The organism is Azospirillum sp. P4_B5 (genome assembly GCF_056402275.1).
Genome location: NZ_JBFUHT010000001.1, coordinates 299913 through 319767, shown reverse-complemented (window position 1 = coordinate 319767; position 19855 = coordinate 299913). Strand labels below are relative to the sequence as shown.

Sequence of the window (19855 nt, the reverse complement as noted above, 5' to 3'; positions counted from 1 at the left end):
CCGCTCTTGCTCAGCTCCGCGTAACGGTCCTGAAGATCGAACAGCCCAGCTTGACCGGCCATGTCCCGTCCTCCGTCACCCTCAAGCCAAGGGAATCACCAGAACGCCGGCAACGCTACGGTTTTTCGAGGTGTCCAGTGGCGTACAGCTCTACGAGCAATGCGATTGCTTGATAAATTCTGTTGCACCCTCGCATGGACAAATGCGACTGTCCCATCATTGATTTTGAATGTAAATCTCTTGCTGGAGGAGGTGCGAGTGGTTGACTTTAAAAAGCATCTTACTGGAAAGAAGGTAGAGAAGCCTTCAAACCCAGTTGAGCTATACGATACTCTTGATAGGGCAAGCGACAAGGGGCCATTGCGCCCAGCGCAAATCGCCGTCTTGAACGACTGGTTTTCCAAGAGCCAACAGCAACGTGATCTAATTGTAAAGCTACACACCGGGCAAGGGAAAACTCTAATTGGCCTTCTGATGCTACAATCTCGCCTGAACGCGGGAAATGGACCGGTCGCTTATTTGTGTCCGAATAACTACCTCATATCGCAAACCTGCTTGCAAGCAAAGCAATTTGGAATTGCAACTTGCCTTGCGGACGACGAGATACCGGATGATTTCATAAACGGAAAAAAGATACTTGTCACATCTGTGCAAAAGCTTTTCAACGGACTTACCAAGTTTGGTCTACATAAAAAATCCATCAATGTAGATACTCTTTTGATGGATGATGCTCATGCATGTGCCGACAGCATTCGCGATGCATGTCGCATTAGAATACCAAGCAATGAGCCCGCATATAGTTCGTTGAGGACCCTTTTTGCTCAGGACCTTGAGCAGCAGGGAATGGGGACATTCGCTGATATTGAAAATGGCAAGAAGGATCAATTTTTGCCCGTTCCCTATTGGGCTTGGGGGGTGAGAGAGTCCGAAATTGCTGGAATTCTGTCGGACAATGCAAGTCGCGCCTCAATCAGGTTCGCCTGGCCTTTGCTCAAGGACATGCTAAATAACTGCCAAGCCGTCATCTCTGGCGCTGCCGTTGAAATAGAGCCATACATTGCTCCTCTATCTGCATTTGGAACCTACTGGAAGGCTAAGCACCGTATTTTTATGTCAGCTACGGTTACAGATGATGCTTTTCTAGTTAAGGGCCTGCAGTTGTCGCCAGAGGTAATTATCAATCCGCTAAGCTATGAAAAGGAGAGCTGGTCCGGCGAAAAAATGCTTCTTATCCCGTCCATTATCCATAACGATCTTCATCGTGGAGTTGTCATTGATAGCGTAGGACCATCTAATAAAAGTCGAAAGTACGGTCGGGTCGTGCTCGTCCCGAGTTTTGAGAGGGCAAAGGAGTGGAAAGAAGTTGGCGCGATTGTTGCCGATACGGACTCTGTATCAGACCTCATTGGAAAGCTGCGCAACAAAGACTTTGAGCATACTATTGTACTTGCCAATCGCTACGATGGAATCGACTTGCCCGACTCCACTTGCCGAATTCTAGTGTTCGATGGTCGGCCCTATTCTGAGAACCTCTGCGACCTATATGAGGAGTACTGCCGGCCGCACAGCAAGGCAACCGTCATGCGAATTGTTCGCACGGTCGAGCAAGGCATGGGGAGGAGCGTTCGAGGGGAAAAAGACTACTCTGTAGTTATAGCCATTGGCCCGGATCTGGTTCGCCTGCTTAGAGATAGGGAATCCAAGGAATATTTGTCAGCGCAAATGGCTGCACAGATAGAGATTGGGCTCGATATCGCGGAGATGGCTAGGCAAGACGTAGAGGCAGGACAGCCGCCGGAGGATACCTTCCAAAAGCTCATTCAGCAATGTACCGGCCGTGACGATGACTGGAAGGCTTTCTACGCCGAGCGCATGGACAAAGTGAAGCCGAAAGGAGCGAACAAGGAGATTCTTAGCATCTATGCGAGTGAACTTAAGTCAGAGCAGGCCTATATGAACGGAAATTACTCTGGCGCAATTGAGGAGTTACAGAAGCTTATTGATGGCGGCGTTGTCGATGCCGATGACAAAGGATGGTATCTTCAATCGATGGCACGTTACTCTTACGAAGCTAATCGCCCGGAATCCAAGCGTTTACAAGTCATGGCGCACAAAAAGAATCATCTGTTGCTGAGGCCTCCGTCAGGCGTGACGGTTGCAAAACTGACAGTTGTAAGTCAAGGGAGGGTCGAACGGATTTCCCAATGGGTGGGGGCTTTCGAGAATTACTCCGACCTGGACGTGCGTGTGTCGGATATTTTGGACAAGCTTGTTTTCGGCACGAAGGCGGACAAGTTCGAGCAAGCTCTCGATGAGCTCAGCCGAGCTCTCGGCTTCGCGGGGGAAAGGCCGGATAAAGAGTGGAAGGAGGGGCCAGACAATTTGTGGGCTCTAGATGCTACACAATATATAATGTGGGAATGCAAAAGCGAGGTTAGTATTTTGCGATCCGAGATCAATAAGTCAGAAGCAGAGCAAATGAATCGCTCAAGCTCTTGGTTTGATAAGCATTATCAAGGAATGCAGGTACGGCGTATCATAGTGCACCCTTCTAATACTGTTCAAAGTGCGGCCGCTTTCACGCATGAGGTTCAGGCGATGAGAGAGGCGGAGTTGAAAAAGCTTGTTAAGGCGGTTCGTTCGTTCTTCAAATCTTTTGAGTTGGTAAACTTTAGGGATCTGTCTGCGTCTCAAATACAAAAGGCCATTGATGCTCATGGCCTTTCAGTCGCGGAGCTTCTAGACAACTATTCGAAGAAGCTCAAGAATCTGAAGTAAACTAATCTTTCCGTATTGACACAGGCGGGCGGTGTGGTGTGTGGCTTTTTGAAGCCGCGGCGCCCCACCGCTTTGTCCACGGTGAAACGCAATGCCCCCGTCTGGTTCAAACTCGCTCTCACCAGCAAGAAATGAGTCACACGAGACTACCATGATAAGGGTGCCCAACACACCACGCAGCTTCTTCGACGGGATGGTCTTGCCGGCCTATCGGGACTGGCAGGAGGATCCACAGGCCGAGCATCGCGCAAAGAGCGTGGTCCATAACCTCAATGTGATGGCCGAGCAGACGTTCGCCCATTTCGGCGCGAACAGTGCTGAGGTCTACGGCATGCCTAAGGTGCACCTCTTCCGCAAGGAACAAGCAACCCGGGAGTGCCCGGATTTCCAACTCGTCTGGGATATCGACGACGCCCACAAACACGTTAGCCTTGATGTACGCATCCGGTGAGTGACGCAGGTGCGGATCGAAACGGTCAGCGTCCCGTTCGGTGGATTTTGATGAGTTCCTTGAGGTTCTCGACGCCATCCTCGGTCAGGGCATAGAACCACTGCTCGCCTGGGCCGAACACGGTCAGGCAACCGTCCTCCAGATTCAGCTCGATGGCGATGTCGATCAGCCAATCGACATCTTCGCCAAGGATTTCGGCGACGCGCTCCATGGTCACGAGGTTGCGGGTTCCGGCCATGGATGCTCAATCCGCAGCGGCCGTCTGGCGCAGCCGCTTCCACTCCCAACGGGCAATCTGCTCAATGTGGAACGCAGTCTCCTTGGAATCCTGCCGAGCTTCAAGCTGAAGATCGGCGCGGTGGGCAACACGACCGTCGCGACCCGTGTCCGGGAATGGTCAGCGGTTAAACACCTCCTGGAACCCGTTGCCGAGCCGATTCTACGGGCGCGCGACACTCCAGCCCCGTTAATTCGCCAAGTTGCGCCGCGAGTCGTCGCGTCTGGTGCACGGGAACGACACCTGCCGGAACCTGCCAGTGGCCGATGACCGCACCATGTGTTGGCCGGGACGTGGTGCTGCTCGCCTTACCCAGTCGGCGGCAACAAATGGCTTCCCGAGCGGTGGCACTGCGAAGGCACGTGCAGTCGATCGGGTTGACCCGTTTTTCGTACGGATTCCGTACGCGGCATTCGAGGGAAATTGTTGGGCGCTAAGCCCTTGAAAAGCTTGGAGCGGGTGAAGGGAATCGAACCCTCGTCGTAAGCTTGGGAAGCTTCTGCTCTACCATTGAGCTACACCCGCGCGCCGCATGTTTATAGGCGACGCTTTCGCCGCTTTCAAGCGGTTCGAGCATGCCACAGGCGGGAATCGGAAAGTTCCCGCGGGGAAGCCGCAAAAACCGACACCAAGGGCGAGATCAGTCGCGGAAACAAGGCGGTGCCGCCGGCCACCGGCCGCGCGTCCTCATTCGCAGGCACCCCATAACCCTCATCCGCCACCGGGGCGGTCACCATGCCGGCGGCGCCGGCCAGGGCGCCGGAGACCAGCTCCAGCCCCAGGAAGCGGTCGAGATCCACCGGACCCGGCAGGGCCATGTCCAGCGTCAGCTCCCGCGTGAAGCCGAACCGCGCGTAATAGGGCGCATCACCGACCAGGATCACCGCCCGGTGGCCCAGCGCCGCCGCCTTGTTCAGGCTCATCCGGATCAGCTTGCTGCCCAGCCCGCCGCCCTGCAGCCGGTCCGACACGGCGATCGGGCCGAGCAGGAGCGCCGGCACCGTGCCGCCGATGGTCACCGGCCAGTAGCGGATCGTGCCCTCCAGGATCTCGTTGCCCAATTCGTCGTGCTCGATGGCGACGAAGCCGAGTTCCGGGATCGGGGCGACGCCCTCCCGCAGCTTGTAGGCGGTCTTCTTGAAACGATCCGGGCCGAAGGACCGGTCGAGCAGGGCTTCGATCGCCGCGTCGTGCCGCGGCTCTTCCAGGGAGATCATCATGTCAGGGGCTTCCCGGCAAAAGGACTGTGGTCGGAGGCGGACCGCGCCGCCGCGCCGGGGGAGCGCCGGATCAGTGCCGGCGGAGACCCGAAGCGTCCGCACGCGACCCAAGGACGGCCGCAACCGCGCGCAGCGCGGGGTGGCGTCGTCGTCGGATGCTGATGCTGTGCGGACGAGACATGGGCAAGGCTCTTCGGCCGTTGCAGGGACCTCGCATATATCATCGGCGGACAGGGGGTTCAAGCGATCGTGAATGGGCCGGAACCGGCCCGCTGCGCATGGCTTACCGGTGTGTCCTGCATGCATCGCCGTCGCACGCGTCTCGCCGCTTCGGGGCATCCGGAGGGGGTGTCCCCCGCTCCACCACTGGACAGGCGCTTTCCCCCGCCCCTATTCTCAGGGCCGGGAGTGCCGCCATGTACACGAAAGTCACCCGCGCGATCCGCGTCACCGTCCAACCGGTCTTTCTCGACGAGCAGTCCATGCCCGCCGAAAGCCGCTATGTCTGGGCCTATCACGTCCGGATCGAGAACGAAGGCCCGGAAACCGTCCGGCTGCGCACACGCTATTGGCACATCACCGACGCGCTGGGGCGCGTGCAGGAGGTTCGCGGGCCAGGCGTGGTGGGCGAACAGCCGGTGCTGGAACCCGGCGGCAGCTTCGAATACACCAGCGGAACGCCGCTTCCCACGCCGTCCGGCATCATGGTCGGCTCCTACCGGTTCGAAACGGGCGGCGGCGAGGCCTTCGACGTGGCGGTCCCCGCCTTCTCGCTGGACAGCCCGCACCAGCCCCGCCAGCTGAACTGACGCCGGTCGCTTGACGGCCGTCGTTGAAAAACCGCCGGCCGCGCGCAGCCGATCGCCGCAGCGCGGGCTGAAAGTCCGAGTCCGGCGCCTTGACTGTGGGACCTTCGAACCCACTTGCGCCATACTCAGCCCTGCTGCCTGCCGGCTTTCTCGAAGATCCCGGTGATCCGGGCGAGCAGCGGGTCGTATTCATACCTGACTGGCCGGCTTCGGCATTGTCTGCCGCGGCGGCAGCCCGCATGTGGTTAGAACTTGTTTGACTCAGACCCTGTTTGACCAGGTATCGAAAGGCTTCGCTCCGTGACGGCTTCCAAGACTCCGCACGCCGACAACGTCCTCTGCGGCCCCGGCCACCCCGTCGGCACCAGCCACAGCGAGACCGCGCGCCCCACCCGTGCCGAGGCCGAGGATGCCGTCCGCACGCTGATCCGCTGGGCTGGCGACGATCCGGCGCGCGAGGGCCTGGTCGGCACGCCGGACCGGGTGGTCCGCTCCTACGAGGAGTTCTTCGCCGGTTATGCCATCGACCCCGAGGATATCCTCGCGCGCACGTTCGAGGAGACCGACGGCTACGACGAGATGGTCGTCCTGCGCGACATCCGGCTGGAATCCTACTGCGAGCACCACATGGTGCCGATCATCGGCAAGGCGCATGTCGCCTACCTGCCCCGCCAGCGGGTCGTCGGCATCTCCAAGCTGGCGCGGCTCGTCGAGGCCTACGCCAAGCGCCTGCAAATCCAGGAGAAGATGACGGCGCAGATCGCCAACACCATCGATCAGGTGCTCCAGCCCGAAGGCGTCGCCGTGGTGATCGAGGCGCAACACCAGTGCATGACCACCCGCGGCGTGCACAAGACCGGCGTGACCATGGTAACCAGCCGGATGCTGGGCGCCTTCCGCAGCGACCCGTCCACCCGGCGCGAGTTCCTGTCGATGATCGGCAACCCAGGCTCCCGCGCGGAGTGAGCCAAGTCCGCCTTAATCCGCGCGGATGCCGTGCTGGCGCAGCAGGCTGTAAAGAGTCGGGCGGCTGACCCCGAGCAGGCGCGCCGTCGCCGACAGGTTGCCGCCGGAGCGGGCCAGCGAGTCGAGCAGGGCACGCCGCTCCGTCTCGTCGCGCAGGACGCGCAGGGTCGGCGGGGCGTCCCCGATGGCCAGCCGGCGCCCTTCCAGCTCCAGGTCGGCACGCCGGAAGGCGCGCTGCACCACCCCGGCCAGTTCCTGCGCGTCGATCGGCTTGCCGCACACCTCGTGGGCGCCGCGGGCCACCGCGCGGACCGCCAGCACCCGCTGGTCGTGCGGGGCGAGCGCGATGACCTTGATCGACGGCGCTTCGCCCAGGATCAGTGACAGGGCGTCCAGGCCGTCGCCGCCTCCGTTCGGCGATTCGGTCAGTTGCGCCAGATCGACCGACAGGGCCACCACCGGCGGCCGGTGCGCCCGCACCGCCTCCAGCGCGTCCGCCACGTCGCCCGCGGCGACGATCCGGCACACCGGCAGGGCGTCCTGGACCCGGCCTTCCAGGGTGGGATCGTCATCGACGACAAGCAGCGTGCGTGGGACCATGATTCTCCAACTCTCCGACCGGGAAGCGGGCCGGCGGTCAGAATCGCGGCAGGCGGCCCGTCTGTCCAAGGCGCGTTGGCATGAACACGGACGCAATTTGGGCAAAATTGCGTCGTCGAAAGGGGTGCACCGCGGCGGTGCACCCTTCCTCCGTCCCCCCTCTCCCGCTTGTCGGAGCGGTCTGCTAAGCTCCCGACGTGGAAGGGCGTATCCGCGCCTGGGGAGCAAGGTCGAGATGGCGGCGAAGGTCACACCGGCGGTGAACGCGGCGAAGGCGGCGGGGATGGCCCATCGCCTGATGGAGTATGAGTACGACCCCTCGGCGGACGCCATCGGCCTGCACGCCGCGGCGGCCATGGGGCTGGACCCGGCGGTGGTCTACAAGACGCTGATCGTCCAGTTGGAGCCGAAGGCGCTGGCCTGCGTCGTCATCCCCGTCGCGGCGAAGCTGGACCTGAAGGCGCTGGCCGCCGCAGCAGGCGCCAAGAAGGCCGATCTCGCCGACCCCGCCCTGGCCGAGCGGACCACCGGCTACATGGTCGGCGGCATCAGCCCGCTCGGCCAGCGCAAGGCCCTGCCCACCTTCATCGACGTCAGCGCCGAGGCCTTGCCGGAAATGGTCGTCAACGGTGGGCGCCGCGGCCTGCAGATCGCCCTGGCCCCGGCGGATCTGGCCCGCGCCACCAAGGCCGTGGTGCGGCGGATCGTGGTGCAGTAGGAGAAACGGGCGGAAGCCGTCAGCGTCGTCCGCCAATTCCACGGTGCACCCTGGTCACCCGGCCGCCTGTCGGTCCGGCCGCCGCGCTCCGGCCCACAGGGTGCCCAACCCGGCCGCGGCGATCAGTCCCCCGCCGAGCAGCACCGCGGGCGACGGGCTTTCGCCCCACCATAGGAAGCCGATGGCCGCCGAGGCCGCGATCCCCAGATAGTCGATGGGCGCCAGCACCGCCGCGGGCGCCCGGCGGAAGGCGGCGGCGTTCAGCAGGATGGCCGCCCCCGCGGCAAAGCCCAGCAGCAGGAAGACCGGCAGATCGGCCGTCTCGGGCATCCGGAAACCGGTCAGCAGAGCCGCCGGGGCGGTCAGCAGGCACCCCGCCAGCACGAAGACCAGCCCGGTCGCCGCCGGCCCGTCGGCCTGGGCCGTCCGCCGGGTCGCCAGAATGCAGACCGCGTTCAGGAAGGCCATGGCGAGCATGGCGAGGCTCCACGGCTCCAGCCGAGTCGGCGGGGCGATCAGGATGACCCCGGCCATCCCCAGCGCGACGCAGAGGGCGGAGGCCGCCCCCGCCCGCTCCCCGATGGCCGGGCCGGACAGCAGCACCACGAACAGCGGTGCGGCATAGGAGAGAGCGACCAGATCGGCGAAGGGCAGATGCTGGGTCGCCGCGTAGAAGATCAACGCCGCCCCGACGCCGCTCAGCGCCCGCACGGCGTGGCTGCCGGGCCGGGTGACGGACAGGGCGCGCCGCCCGGCCATCGCGACGGCCGCCGGGGCGACCACCGGCAGCGACAGCAGGAAGCGCAGGAACAGCACCTCCGCCGCGCCGTAGCGGGCGCCCAACTCGCGGGCCAGCGCCCCGGCGGTCAACACCAGGGCGAGCGACGCCGCCATCAGCAGCGCCGCCCCCGCGATGCCGGACCGCCACTCCGCGCCCGCGGAAACAGGCAGGCGCTCCGCGCCCGTCCGGGTGGTCAGGACGGTCCGCTCAGCGGGCGGAACGCTCAAGCGTCGCACACTCCCTTAGGAACTCCTCGCGCAGGTCGCGCGACTCCAGCATCTCGCCGTGGAAGGAGCTGTTGACCATGCGGCTGTCGTGGCCGGCGCGCACGCCGCGGTGGGTCTTGCACATGTGCACGGCGCTGATCCGCACGGCCAGCCCGCGGGGCCGGGTGGCCTCGACGATGAAGTTGCCGATCTGCTTGACCAGTTCCTCCTGGATCTGGAAGCGGGCGGCGAAATGGTCGACGATCCGGTCGTACTTGGACAGGCCCAGGATGTTGCCGCCCTCGGCCGGCAGGATGCCGATGAAGGCCGTGCCGTAGATCGGCATCAGATGGTGCGCGCAGGTGGAGCGCACGGCGATCGGGCCGGTGACGATCAGATGGTCGAATTCCTCGGCGTTCCTGAATTCGGTCAACTCGGGCGGCGCCGTGAAGCGGCCCTTGAGAAGCTCGCGCACCAGCATCTTGGCGACGCGGCGCGGCGTGTCGCGGGTGTTGTGGTCGTTGCGGTGGTCGATCCGCAACACGTCGAGCAGTTCCTCGACCTTCCGCGCCGCGGCGTCGATCATGGCCGCCTCGCCCGCGGCGTCCAGCGGCGTGTCGAGCGCCTCGTTCGACCGGCGCGCCTCCATCGCCTCCTGCACGAGGGCGAGAACATTTGCCTGCACCGTCATAAAACCCGATCCCTTCTTTGCTTTGCTTATTTCCGGCAAGGCCGATGCCGGTTGTTCTCAAACCTGGCTGGCCGGCTCCGGGCGCGGCGCCGGCCCACCGACCCGTTCCGCCGGGAAATGGAGAGAGGCCCGGAGACCGGCCCCCGCCGCGCCTTCCAGCAGCAGGCAGCCGCCATGCGCCTCCATCAGGCTCTTCACGATGCTGAGCCCCAACCCCGATCCTTGGAAACGGCGGGTCGCGCCATCCTCCGCCTGATAGAACGGCTGGGCGGCCTTTTCAATCTGCTCCGGCGTCATGCCGATGCCTCGGTCCTGAACGGCGATGACGAAGCCGCCCTGCGGGTCCAGCCACGCCTGCACCTCGATCACCGACGGGGCGGTGCTGAACTTCACCGCGTTGGACAGCAGGTTCAGCAGCATCTGCCGCACCGCCCGCTCGTCGGCCTGAAGCACCGGCCAGACCGCCCCCGCGGCCGTCCGGATCGTCCGGCCGCGCCCGGCCTGGGTGCCCAGCACGGTGGCGATGGCGGTGCCCGTCACCTTGCGCGGGTCCACCGAATCGAAGGTCAGATTGGCATGGCCCGATTCCATCTGGGCGACCGTCAGGATGTCGATGACCAGACCCAGCATGTGCCGGGCGCTGGTCAGGATGTAGCCCGCATACTGGGCGTGCTCCCGGCGGGAACTCTCCCTGGCGTTTTCCTTCGTGCTTCCGGGCGTCGTTCTTCCGGAAGGGGCGCCGACGGCGCCGGGGCGACCGCCGCCATGGATCTCGCCGTCATCGCTGATCAGTTCCGAAAAGCCGATGATCGCGTTCAGCGGGGTGCGCAGTTCGTGGCTCATGGTCGCCAGGAAGCGGGTCTTGGCCTGGCTGGCCTCCTCCGCCTGGGCGATGGCGGTTTGCAGCGCGCCGGCCATCGCCTCCATCCGGTCGTGCGCCCGCCGGATGGCCCGGTTCTGGATCAGCAGCACGGTGATGAACAGAACGCCGCAGACCGCCAGACCGGCGGCCAGCGCGGAGAACAGCCCATGCAGATAGAGCAGGTGGTCGTGCCCCTCGTCCACCAGTTCCCCACCGAACTGGGAAGCGACGGAGGCGAAGGCGTTGAGTTCGCGGTCGACGGGTTCCAGCACCGCCAGGGCGGCCAGAGCCTTGTCCGCCGGCGGCAGCGGCCCGGCCAGGATCGTGCCGACGGTGTTCAGCGCCTCCTCCAGCCGGGCCACCGTGCGGCGATGCTGCGGGTAGCGGTCCATGAAGAGGGAAGCCTGCCCCCGCCCCAGCACGGCGATGCGGTTGCGCACGATGTCCAGCCGGAGTTGCACCTCCTCCGCATCGACCTTGGCGCCCGGAAGGGCGCTGGCCAGGATGCGCTGCTCAAGCCGCGTCACCTCGCCCACCGTCTGGCTGGCGGCCCAGGCGAAGTTGTAGGGCGCGGCGCCGCGCAGCGCCTCGCCGTAATTTACCACCAGCAGCGACAGATAGGCGGCGGCCAGGCCGAATCCCCCGGTCAGGATGGCCAGCCAGAGCCCAATGCGGCGCGTGCGGTCCTCCGACGCCCAGCCCAGCAGGCGGGACAGCCGCGAACTCCCTTTCGGCGCGGTCTCGGTCGGCGGAGTCACGGGGGGTGCCTTCACTTCACGGTCAGACGGGCAACCTGCCAGACCGAGCGTCCGAAATATTTCTGCCGGTTGGCTTCCGGATCATGGTCGAAATCATAGACGATGAACAGCGGTCCCTTGTCGCTGACCGGCATGTAGGCCCCGTCGCGCTTCAGCGCCAGGATCACCTTGCGGTCGCGCACGTCGTCCATGGGGATTTCGCCGGTGTAGTCGTTCAGCGCCGTCGCGGTCAGCGTTTCGCCGCGCGCCTCGACACGCTCCATCAGGCGGGCCAGCGGCACCCCCTCGAAGGTCACCGGTTCCTTGTACCAGGGGGTGGCGGTGGTGAAGGTCACCATGCCCAGCGCCTCCAGCATGGGACGGTCGAAGACTGCCATACCGTCGCGGTTGGTCACCCCGATCTGGCCCGACACGACCAGGATCGGCTTTTCCGTCGGCTCCGGCAGCGTCCCGGCGCTGGCCGCGCCGGCAAGTACAAACAACGCCAGGGCGATAAGACGGCAAACAACTCTATCCACCATATCGGCTAACCGTCCGCTATTCGGCCATGCAACTTTTATCATGATTGCATTCTACGAACGATCCAACGAAAATTCTGTAAAAATCAGCCCCTCAATTTTCTCATACGGAAAGGCATATCGAAATTCGTTCATATTTGGCTCATGAAATGACCAGCCTGCAACGATTCGGCATCATTGTTTCTCTCCGGCTTTTCACATCCTTCCCATGCACATCCCAACCAACGGAACGCTTATGGACGCATTGATTCCGATCCCCTCCGCCCCCCTGCCACCGGCCGGCTACATCCTGGGAATCGGAACGAACGTGGAACCCGATCGGAACGCCGTGCGGATCGCCACCCGTCTGGCCGACCTGTTCGGGTCTGTCCTGATCAGCCGCTTCTACCGAACGGACCCGGTCGGCATGTCGAGCGTCCACCCCTTCGTCAATTACTGCGCCTATGTGCCGAGCGCGCTGGAGCCGGCCTGCTGCAAGAGGCTGTGCGTGGAGATCGAGCTGGCGCTGGGCCGCGACCGCGCACACCCCTGCTGCAAGACGCGCGACCGCCCCGCCGACATCGACCTGATCGGGCGGGTGAGCCGCCCGATCGCGGCGGACGGCCTGACAGCCCTGCGTCCCGATGCCTATCTGGCCGCCCCCTTCGCGGAGATCGCCGCTCTGCTGACCAAGCGTACCGTCCCACTGCCGCGGGGCGAGCTGTGCGCCGCCGCCATGCCGGGTTGCCGCAGCGGCTCCCCCCGGTTAGGCGAGACGCCGGCCTCCATCCACCGCGACGACAGCGCCGGTCTGATAGTGGTTCTGGAGGATGGCCTCCACCGCCATGCCGACGGCCTCCACCCCGCCCTCCTCGCCGAGCAGAGTCTCTGACAGCACCCGCGCCCGCGCCTCGGGGCCGTGCCAGTCCTTGAACAGGATCGGCCCCGGCTGGACGACGTTGACCTTCACCTTGGGGGCCAGCCGCTTGGCGAAGGACAGCGCGAGATTCTGAAGCCCGGCCTTGCTGGCGCAATAGGCGTCGAAGGCCGGGTTTGGGTTGTCGGCGTAGATGTCGGTGATGTGGACGATGTCGGCCCGCCGCGCCGAACAGGCGTCCAGCAGCGGCGCCAACTCGCGGTTCAGCGCGAAGGGCGCGCGGACATGAACGGCGTGAAAGACGTCGAGCTGCCGCAGCGCGTCCGCGGTGTCCGCCGCCGTCGCTGCGAAGGCCGAGGCGTTGTGGATCACCGCCCGCAGACTGCCGGCCACGGCCCGCACCGCTTCGGCCAGCCGCGGCCCACCGTCCGGATCGGCCAGATCGCCTTGCAGACAGACCGCCCCGGCGGCGCGCAGCCGTTCCACACCGTCGGTGGGCGTGCGGTAATGGGCAATGACGGGGTGCCCCAGCGCCATCATCCGCTCGGCCAGATGCAAACCGACGCGGCGGCCGGCGCCGGTGACGAGAACAGCGTCCAGCAACAGGGGTGCGGTCATGGGCAGGGCCTTCGGCAGACTGCGGAACCGGTCGCGGAAGGAGGTGGTGGTGACCCCGGCTGGACTCGAACCAGCTGCCTACGGTTTAGGAAACCGTCGCTCTATCCAGATGAGCTACGGGGCCACGGCGCTGAACATAGCGGCTCCGCCGCGACTTGCCAACCATCCGTCTCCGGCCCGTCTCCGGCCCATCCGGAGGCCCATCCGGAGGCCCGTCCGGAGGCCCTGCGGGCCGGCATGCCGAAAAGGTCACCGTTGGCGGCCGCGCGGCGCATGGCGCGGCCGGCGAATCCGCTGGGCATGGGCACGCCGCTGCGTATACTGCGCCCATGGCACGCATGCTTTACCTGCGCGACATCGAGGTCGATGTGCACGTCCGCTGCCGCGCCTGCGGCCACGAGGGCGTGCTGCCGCGCGCGGACATGAACCGGCGCTTCGGCCCCAACTACCCGGTTCTGTCCATCGCCCCCCATTACCGCTGCTCGCACTGCAATTCCCGCGACACCGAAAGCCGTCCGGCGCCCCCGCCCTTCGCCACGCCGGTGACGGCGATGCCCATGGAGGAGGACGCCCCGTCCTTCACCGGCCCGCTGGCCGCCCTGCAAGGGCTGCTCGACGCGATGCGGACCCGCGGCGAGCCGATGGACGAGCCGGAGGCAGAGGACGCGACCCCGGCCATACGGGCGCCCGCCCCCGCACCGACCGCCGCTCGGCATGACCCCGACGCGCTGGATCTGGACTTGGATCTGGAACTGGAGCGGCTGGTCGCGGACGGTGGCGCTGCTCCCGAGGCGGGCCGGCGCCCGCTGTGGGAGCCTGTGTCGCTCGCCGATCTCGCCGGCCACGACGATGACGCGGTGGATGACGCGGAGCGGAGCGCCGACGGGACGGATTTCGACGACGACGAGGATTGGAGCCCGCGCCGCTGGACTCTTTTGGACCCGGACGCCGATCAGGATGACGGTGAGGACGACGAGGCGGATCGGGCCGAGGCCATCGCCCCACCGCCGGCACCGCCCATCCGGTCGAGCCACCCGGCGGTTGCAGACGATCCGGACGATGCCTCCCGCTCCTTCGATCGCACCATCGCGGCGCTGCGCAGCATCCTGGACGGCCGTGGCGACGGCGCCCGCGCGGAGGAGGCTGCGTCTCCGTCGCCTCCCCCGCCGCCGGCCTTTTCGATCACGGCTCTCTCGATCCCGGCTCTCTCGATCAAGGACGCCATCGATCACCCGGGCGGTGTCTCTCAGGATGACGATCGGGACGACGACGGCCACGGCGACGACCCCGGCGACGACCCCGGCGACGACCCCGCCGACGACCCCGATGAGGCGGAGCCGTCCAACGACGACATCCTCGGCTTCGCCATCCGCGATCCGGACAAGGCCCCGCCGCCATGGGAGCGCCCCCGGGAGCGCGACCCCGCGCCCACCGGCAGCGAACCGCTGGACCGCACCATCGCCGCCCTGCGCAGCATGGTCCAGAAGGCCGCCGCCGACCGCGACGAGGACGAAGGCAAGGACGACCGCGACGGCGGCGTGGTGACTCCGCTGTTCGGCCGCTCGCGCAAACCGGCCGACGATGGCGATGGTGATGTTGATGACGGCCCGGAGGATGACGACGCGGAGGACCGGGAGGCCGGGGCCGACCATGCCTTCTGGAACCGGGAGGACGCGGATGGGGCGGTCGGGGACGACGAGCCGGACGAGGACGGCGCCCCCGTGTTGCGCAAGTCCGCCCAGGAACAGGAGATGGAAGAGGCGCTGCGCGCCCTGCGCGCGCTTGTCGAGGCGGAAAGCGATCTGGACGACCCGCCCAGCCCGGCCTGGACAAGCGAGGCGACCACCCGTCCCGAGGCGGACGCCCTGCCCGGCTTCAAGCCGCTGCCGCGCCGCACGCCGGAAGCGACCCCTGAAGAGGACGCCGACGAGCCTCTGGACCTCGTTGCGCCGGCCCCGGTGATCGAACCGGAAAAGCCCAAGCCCAGCGCCGGAAAACGAGCCGAAAGCAACGAGTCCGCGAAGAAGGCCGCCAAGGACGATTCGGGCACGCTCGGCAAGACCCTGGCGGCGCTGCGCAACATGCTGGAGTTGGACGGCAAGCAGGGGCGTTGAGGTCCCGCTTGCCCGTCCCTTTGGATCAGCCGTTTTCCGCCAGGACCGTGCCCGCCAGATAGAGCGAGCCGCAGATCAGCATCCGGGCCGGGCCATCGACCCGCCCCCTCAGGCTTTCCAGCGCACCCGCCACGTCCGCCACCGCCGCGCTGTCGGCGATGCCGCAGGCGCGGGTGGCCGCGGCGGTGTCCTCCGCCGTCAGCGACGCCTCCTCGCCGGGGATGGCGACGGTGCGGGCGGCGGTGACGAAGGGCGCCAGCGGTCCCAGGAACTCCCGCGGCTCCTTGCTCGCCAGCATGCCGTAGACCAGCAGCAGGGGCCGCTCCGGCTCCTCCTCCGCCCAGCGCGCGGCCTGGACGGCCAGCACCTCGCCCGCCGAGTCGTTGTGGCCGCCGTCCAGCCACAGGTCCCAGCCGGCGGGCAGAGCCTCGACCAGGGGGCCGCGGGTCAACCGTTGCAGGCGGGCCGGCCACTCCACGGCGGCGAGGCCGCGGCGCACCGCCGCGTCATCCACCGCCTCGGCCACCACCACCGGCAGATGGTCCAGGCAGGCCAGCGCCACCCCGGCGTTGACGATCTGGTGCGCCCCGGCCAGCCCCGGCAGCGGCAGCTCGATGCAGCGGCGGGCGCTCTCGAAGCGGAAGCCGCCGTCGGTCGGGGTGACCGACCAGCCGGAAACCGGCGCGCCCACCGTCTCGGCGCGGATGGCCAGGGTGCGGGCGGCCTCCTCCGCAGGCTGCGGGAAGATCACGGCGGGGACGCCCGGCTTGAAGATGCCGGCCTTCTCGCCCGCGATGGCCTCCAGCGTGTCGCCGAGGAACTGGCGGTGGTCGTAGGAGATGCGCGTGATCGCGGTAACCGCCGGGCGGTCCACCACGTTGGTGGCGTCCAGCCGCCCGCCCAGCCCGGTTTCCAGCAACACCACGTCCGCCGGCTCCCGCGCGAAGGCGAGCAGGGCGGCGACCGTCGTCACCTCGAAGAAGGTGATGGGTCCGCCGCCGTTCGCGACCTCGCATTCCTCCAGCAGGGCGGTCAGCCGGTCGTCATCGATCAGCGTCCCCGCCAGCCGGATGCGCTCGTGGAACCGCACGAGGTGCGGCGAAGTGTAGACATGCACCCGCAGCCCCGCAGCCTCCAGCATCCCCCGCAGGAAGGCGAGCGTCGAGCCCTTGCCGTTGGTGCCAGCCACATGGACCACCGGCGGCAGGCGCCGCTCGGGATGGTCCAGCGCGGCGAGCAGCCGGTGCACGCGGTCCAGCGATAGGTCGATGACCTTGGGGTGCAGCCCCTTCAGCCGGTCGAGAACCGGATCGGCGAGCGACATCGCGGGATCAGGCCGGCTGCTCGGAGCCGGTCCTTTCGGCGCCAGCTTGACCCGGCGTCTCGTCGGCGGCCTCCGCCTGGCTGCGCGGCTCTTCCACCGGGACGGCCGCAACCGGCAGCGCTTCCGGCGCCACGGCCAGGACCGGCTGCATCAGCAGGGTCAGGACGCGCGACAGGGTCGGGCGCAGGTCGCGGCGATGGACGACCATGTCCACCATGCCATGCTCCTGGAGGTATTCGGAGCGCTGGAAGCCCTCCGGCAGGGTCTCGCGGATCGTGCTCTCGATCACGCGGGCGCCGGCGAAGCCGATCTGCGCGCCCTTCTCGGCGATGTGGATGTCGCCGATCATCGCGAAGGAGGCGGTGACGCCGCCGGTCGTCGGGTCGGTCAGCACCACGATGTAGGGCAGGCCCGCTTCCTTGACCATCTCCACCGCGATGGTGGTGCGCGGCATCTGCATCAGCGACAGGATGCCTTCCTGCATGCGCGCCCCGCCCGAGGCCGGGACGACGATCAGCGCCGCCTTCTGGGCGATGGCGGTGCGGGCGGCGGCCAGGATGCCCTCGCCCACCGCGATGCCCATCGAGCCGCCCATGAAGCCGAAGTCGAAGGCCGCGACGACCGCCGGCTGCCCGCCGATCAGGCCGGAGCCGACGACGATGGCGTCATGCCGGCCCGTCTTGGTCTGGGCCTCCTTCAGGCGGTCGGTGTAGCGCTTCTGGTCGCGGAACTTCAGCGGATCGACCACCGACTTCGGCAGTTCCACCGACTGGTAATCGCCCTCGTCGAACATCGAGGCCAGCCGCTTGATCGGGTCCAGCCGCATGTGGAAGCCGCAATGCTGGCAGACGTTGAGGTTCTCCTCCAGATCGCGGTGGAAGAGCATCGCCTCGCAGCTCGGGCACTTGTGCCAGAGGTTGTCGGGAACCTCCTTGCGGGCATAGAGGGCGCGGATCTTGGGACGGACGTAGTTGGTAAGCCAGTTCATCGAATTCTTCCTGATATCCCGCTCAGCCGGCGCTCTCGGCCCGGCGATCTAGGCCGGCGCACTCAGACGCGCGCGCCGCGCACGCCGCCGGCCAGTTCCCGGACGAAGCCCAGCACATCCTCGGCCAGACCCGGACGGGCCTTGCCGTCCGCGTCCAGCCCGCCGGCCAGCCGCGTGACGATGGCCGAGCCGACCACCGCCGCGTCGGCGACGCGGGCGACGTCGGCCGCCTGCTCCGGCGTCTTGATGCCGAAGCCGACCGCCACCGGCAGGTCGGTGTGGCGCTTCAGACGCTCCACCGCGGCGCCCACCGCGGCGTTGTCGGCGCTGGCAGCACCGGTGATGCCGGCGATCGACACGTAATAGACGAAGCCCGAGGTGTTCTGGAGAACCGTCGGCAGGCGCTTGTCGTCGGTGGTCGGTGTCGCCAGGCGGATGAAGTTCACCCCGGCCTTCAACGCCGGGATGCACAGCTCCTCGTCCTCTTCGGGCGGCAGGTCGACGACGATCAGCCCGTCCACCCCGGCCTCGATCGCGTCGGCCAGGAAGCGGTCCACCCCATAGGCGTGGATCGGGTTGTAATAGCCCATCAGGATGACCGGCGTGTCGGCGTCCGTCGCGCGGAAGCCGCGCACGAGGTCCAGCGTCTTGCGCGCCGTCGTCCCGGCGTGGAGCGCGCGCAGGCTGGCCGCCTGGATCGCCGGGCCGTCGGCCATCGGGTCGGAGAAGGGCAGCCCCAGCTCGATCAGGTCGGCGCCCGCGGCGGGCAGGCCGTGCAGGACGGCGCGGCAGGTCTCCAGATCCGGGTCGCCCGCGGTGATGAAGGTGACGAGGCCGGCGCGGCCCTCCGCCTTCAGCGCGGCGAACCGCCGGGCGATGCGGCCGTTGTCGACGGACTTGTCGTTGAGGGCGCTCACAGCTTCACTCCCAGATGCTGGGCGACGGAGAAGATGTCCTTGTCGCCGCGGCCCGACAGGCAGAGCACCATCAGGTGGTCCTTGGGCAGTTTCGGGGCGCGCTTCACGATCTCCGCCAGCGCGTGCGCCGATTCCAGCGCGGGGATGATGCCCTCGGTGCGGGCGCAGAGCTGGAAGGCGTCCAGCGTCTCCTGGTCGGTGGCCGAGACATACTCGACGCGCCCGATGTCGTGCAGCCAGCTGTGCTCCGGCCCGACGCCCGGATAGTCGAGGCCGGCGGAGATGGAGTGGCCTTCCAGGATCTGCCCGTCCTCGTCCTGCAGCAGGTAGGTGCGGTTGCCGTGCAGGACGCCGGGGCGCCCGCCGGTGATCGAGGCGGCGTGGGCCAGCGGCCCCTTGTCGATGCCGTGGCCGGCGGCCTCGACCGCGACCATCTGGACCGACGGATCGTCGAGGAAGGGGTGGAACAGGCCGATGGCGTTGGAGCCGCCGCCGACGCAGGCGACGAGGCTGTCGGGCAGGCGGCCCTCCAGCTCCTGCATCTGCACGCGCACCTCGTCGCCGATCACCGACTGGAAGTCGCGGACCATGGCGGGGTACGGGTGCGGGCCGGCGGCCGTGCCGATCAGGTAGTAGGTGTCGGCGACGTTGGTGACCCAGTCGCGCAGCGCCTCGTTCATCGCGTCCTTGAGCGTCCGCGCGCCGGAAGTCACCGGGACCACCTCGGCCCCCAGCAGCTTCATGCGGAAGACGTTGGGCTGCTGGCGGGCGATGTCGGTCTCGCCCATGTAGATGACGCAGGGCATGTCGAACAGCGCGCAGACCGTGGCGGTCGCGACACCATGCTGGCCGGCGCCCGTCTCGGCGATGATCCGCTTCTTGCCCATGCGGCGGGCGAGCAGGATCTGGCCGATGCAGTTGTTGATCTTGTGCGCGCCGGTGTGGTTCAGCTCCTCGCGCTTGAAGTAGATCTTCGCGCCGCCGAGCTTCTCCGTCAGGCGTTCGGCGTAGTAGAGCGGGTTCGGGCGGCCGACATACTGCTTGAGCTGCTCGCGGATCGCACCCTCGAAGGCGGGATCGGCCCGGGCCTCGCGGTAGGCTTTCTCCACCTCAAGGATCAGGGGCATCAGCGTCTCGGCGACGAAGCGTCCGCCATAGATGCCGAAATGCCCGCGCTCGTCGGGACCGGAACGGTAGGTGTTGGGTCTGGTCATGGCCTGGGAAACTGCCTGAAGCGGGCCGCGCGGCGCCCGGAAGGCGCCACCATAGCGGCGGATCGCCCGGATTTGAAGCGTTCGCCGAACCTTTCGCCGAACATGCCCACAACATGGGAAAAGCCGCGGCGAAGGCAATGAGGCAATGCGGCATGGCCGGCCAAGCGGCATGGCGGAGCGCCGCCGCCC

General features: G+C 66.5%; 18 protein-coding genes, 2 tRNA genes and 1 pseudogene. 7 read left to right on the top strand and 14 right to left on the bottom strand.

The window, feature by feature from the left end:
- The first annotated feature begins 258 nt into the window (after positions 1-258).
- The gene (locus AC1DVI_RS01540; RefSeq protein ID WP_476956505.1) at positions 259-2778 is read left to right on the top strand and encodes a DEAD/DEAH box helicase family protein; all 2520 of its coding nucleotides are present in this window, start codon (positions 259-261) and stop codon (positions 2776-2778) included.
- A gap of 151 nt (positions 2779-2929) precedes the next feature.
- Positions 2930-3229, top strand: a complete 300-nt coding sequence (locus tag AC1DVI_RS01535) for a hypothetical protein (RefSeq protein ID WP_476956504.1) — start codon at positions 2930-2932, stop codon at positions 3227-3229.
- 25 nt (positions 3230-3254) lie between these two features.
- Here AC1DVI_RS01535 and AC1DVI_RS01530 read toward each other — a convergent pair whose 3' ends face one another.
- From AC1DVI_RS01530 to AC1DVI_RS01520, 3 genes are all read right to left on the bottom strand, one after another.
- Positions 3255-3467, bottom strand: coding sequence for a hypothetical protein (locus AC1DVI_RS01530; RefSeq protein ID WP_476956503.1), 213 nt, complete (start codon positions 3465-3467; stop codon positions 3255-3257).
- A 490-nt stretch (positions 3468-3957) separates the two neighbouring features.
- A tRNA-Gly gene (locus tag AC1DVI_RS01525) sits at positions 3958-4031 on the bottom strand.
- A gap of 35 nt (positions 4032-4066) precedes the next feature.
- Entirely contained in the window at positions 4067-4726 is a 660-nt protein-coding gene (locus AC1DVI_RS01520; RefSeq protein ID WP_476956502.1) for a GNAT family N-acetyltransferase, read from the bottom strand.
- 416 nt (positions 4727-5142) lie between these two features.
- Here AC1DVI_RS01520 and apaG point away from each other — a divergent pair, with 416 nt between their 5' ends.
- Positions 5143-5535 (top strand): Co2+/Mg2+ efflux protein ApaG, encoded by a 393-nt coding sequence (apaG, locus tag AC1DVI_RS01515; RefSeq protein ID WP_149164481.1) that lies wholly within the window; start codon positions 5143-5145, stop codon positions 5533-5535.
- A 300-nt stretch (positions 5536-5835) separates the two neighbouring features.
- On the top strand, positions 5836-6501 hold the full coding sequence (gene folE, locus AC1DVI_RS01510; RefSeq protein WP_476956501.1) for a GTP cyclohydrolase I FolE: 666 nt from the start codon (positions 5836-5838) through the stop codon (positions 6499-6501).
- A gap of 12 nt (positions 6502-6513) precedes the next feature.
- On the opposite strand, the gene AC1DVI_RS01505 is transcribed toward folE (AC1DVI_RS01510), so the two are convergent.
- A complete protein-coding gene (locus AC1DVI_RS01505; RefSeq protein ID WP_476956500.1) occupies positions 6514-7101 on the bottom strand; it encodes a response regulator in 588 nt (195 codons plus the stop codon).
- A 235-nt stretch (positions 7102-7336) separates the two neighbouring features.
- Here AC1DVI_RS01505 and ybaK point away from each other — a divergent pair, with 235 nt between their 5' ends.
- Positions 7337-7819, top strand: a complete 483-nt coding sequence (ybaK, locus tag AC1DVI_RS01500) for a Cys-tRNA(Pro) deacylase (RefSeq protein ID WP_476956499.1) — start codon at positions 7337-7339, stop codon at positions 7817-7819.
- 54 nt (positions 7820-7873) lie between these two features.
- Here the strand turns inward: ybaK and AC1DVI_RS01495 are convergent, their stop codons facing one another.
- Genes AC1DVI_RS01495 through AC1DVI_RS01480 form a run of 4 tightly spaced genes read right to left on the bottom strand, consistent with a single transcriptional unit; the run spans position 7874 to position 11638 of the window.
- The gene (locus AC1DVI_RS01495) at positions 7874-8827 is read right to left on the bottom strand and encodes a DMT family transporter (RefSeq protein ID WP_149164485.1); all 954 of its coding nucleotides are present in this window, start codon (positions 8825-8827) and stop codon (positions 7874-7876) included.
- A complete protein-coding gene (gene folE, locus AC1DVI_RS01490) occupies positions 8808-9497 on the bottom strand; it encodes a GTP cyclohydrolase I (protein ID WP_476956498.1) in 690 nt (229 codons plus the stop codon). Before folE (AC1DVI_RS01490) ends, AC1DVI_RS01495 begins: the two co-directional genes overlap by 20 nt.
- Positions 9498-9554: 57 nt before the next feature.
- Entirely contained in the window at positions 9555-11117 is a 1563-nt protein-coding gene (locus AC1DVI_RS01485) for a sensor histidine kinase (RefSeq protein WP_476956497.1), read from the bottom strand.
- An 11-nt stretch (positions 11118-11128) separates the two neighbouring features.
- Entirely contained in the window at positions 11129-11638 is a 510-nt protein-coding gene (locus AC1DVI_RS01480; protein WP_476956496.1) for a putative pterin-binding protein, read from the bottom strand.
- A gap of 205 nt (positions 11639-11843) precedes the next feature.
- Here AC1DVI_RS01480 and AC1DVI_RS01475 point away from each other — a divergent pair.
- Positions 11844-12197 (top strand): annotated as a pseudogene (locus tag AC1DVI_RS01475) (2-amino-4-hydroxy-6-hydroxymethyldihydropteridine diphosphokinase); the annotation flags it as partial.
- Between the two features lie 183 nt (positions 12198-12380).
- Here the strand turns inward: AC1DVI_RS01475 and AC1DVI_RS01470 are convergent.
- Positions 12381-13109 carry an SDR family NAD(P)-dependent oxidoreductase gene (locus tag AC1DVI_RS01470; RefSeq protein ID WP_476956495.1) on the bottom strand — a complete coding sequence of 243 codons (729 nt, stop codon included), beginning with the start codon at positions 13107-13109 and terminating at the stop codon, positions 12381-12383.
- Positions 13110-13156: 47 nt separating this feature from the next.
- Positions 13157-13233 (bottom strand) — tRNA-Arg (locus AC1DVI_RS01465).
- A gap of 205 nt (positions 13234-13438) precedes the next feature.
- Here AC1DVI_RS01465 and AC1DVI_RS01460 point away from each other — a divergent pair.
- Complete coding sequence (locus tag AC1DVI_RS01460; RefSeq protein ID WP_476956494.1) at positions 13439-15223, top strand: hypothetical protein; 1785 nt, start codon at positions 13439-13441, stop codon at positions 15221-15223.
- Positions 15224-15248: 25 nt separating this feature from the next.
- Here AC1DVI_RS01460 and AC1DVI_RS01455 read toward each other — a convergent pair whose 3' ends face one another.
- The 4 genes from AC1DVI_RS01455 to trpB form a co-directional block, all read right to left on the bottom strand.
- A complete protein-coding gene (locus AC1DVI_RS01455) occupies positions 15249-16547 on the bottom strand; it encodes a bifunctional folylpolyglutamate synthase/dihydrofolate synthase (protein ID WP_476956493.1) in 1299 nt (432 codons plus the stop codon).
- A gap of 7 nt (positions 16548-16554) precedes the next feature.
- Complete coding sequence (gene accD, locus AC1DVI_RS01450; protein ID WP_476956492.1) at positions 16555-17535, bottom strand: acetyl-CoA carboxylase, carboxyltransferase subunit beta; 981 nt, start codon at positions 17533-17535, stop codon at positions 16555-16557.
- Positions 17536-17597: 62 nt separating this feature from the next.
- Positions 17598-18452 (bottom strand): tryptophan synthase subunit alpha, encoded by an 855-nt coding sequence (gene trpA / locus AC1DVI_RS01445; protein WP_476956491.1) that lies wholly within the window; start codon positions 18450-18452, stop codon positions 17598-17600.
- Positions 18449-19666: a tryptophan synthase subunit beta gene (trpB, locus tag AC1DVI_RS01440; protein WP_014238652.1), complete on the bottom strand. Its 1218-nt coding sequence runs from the start codon at positions 19664-19666 to the stop codon at positions 18449-18451. Before trpB ends, trpA begins: the two co-directional genes overlap by 4 nt.
- Positions 19667-19855: the final 189 nt, after the last annotated feature.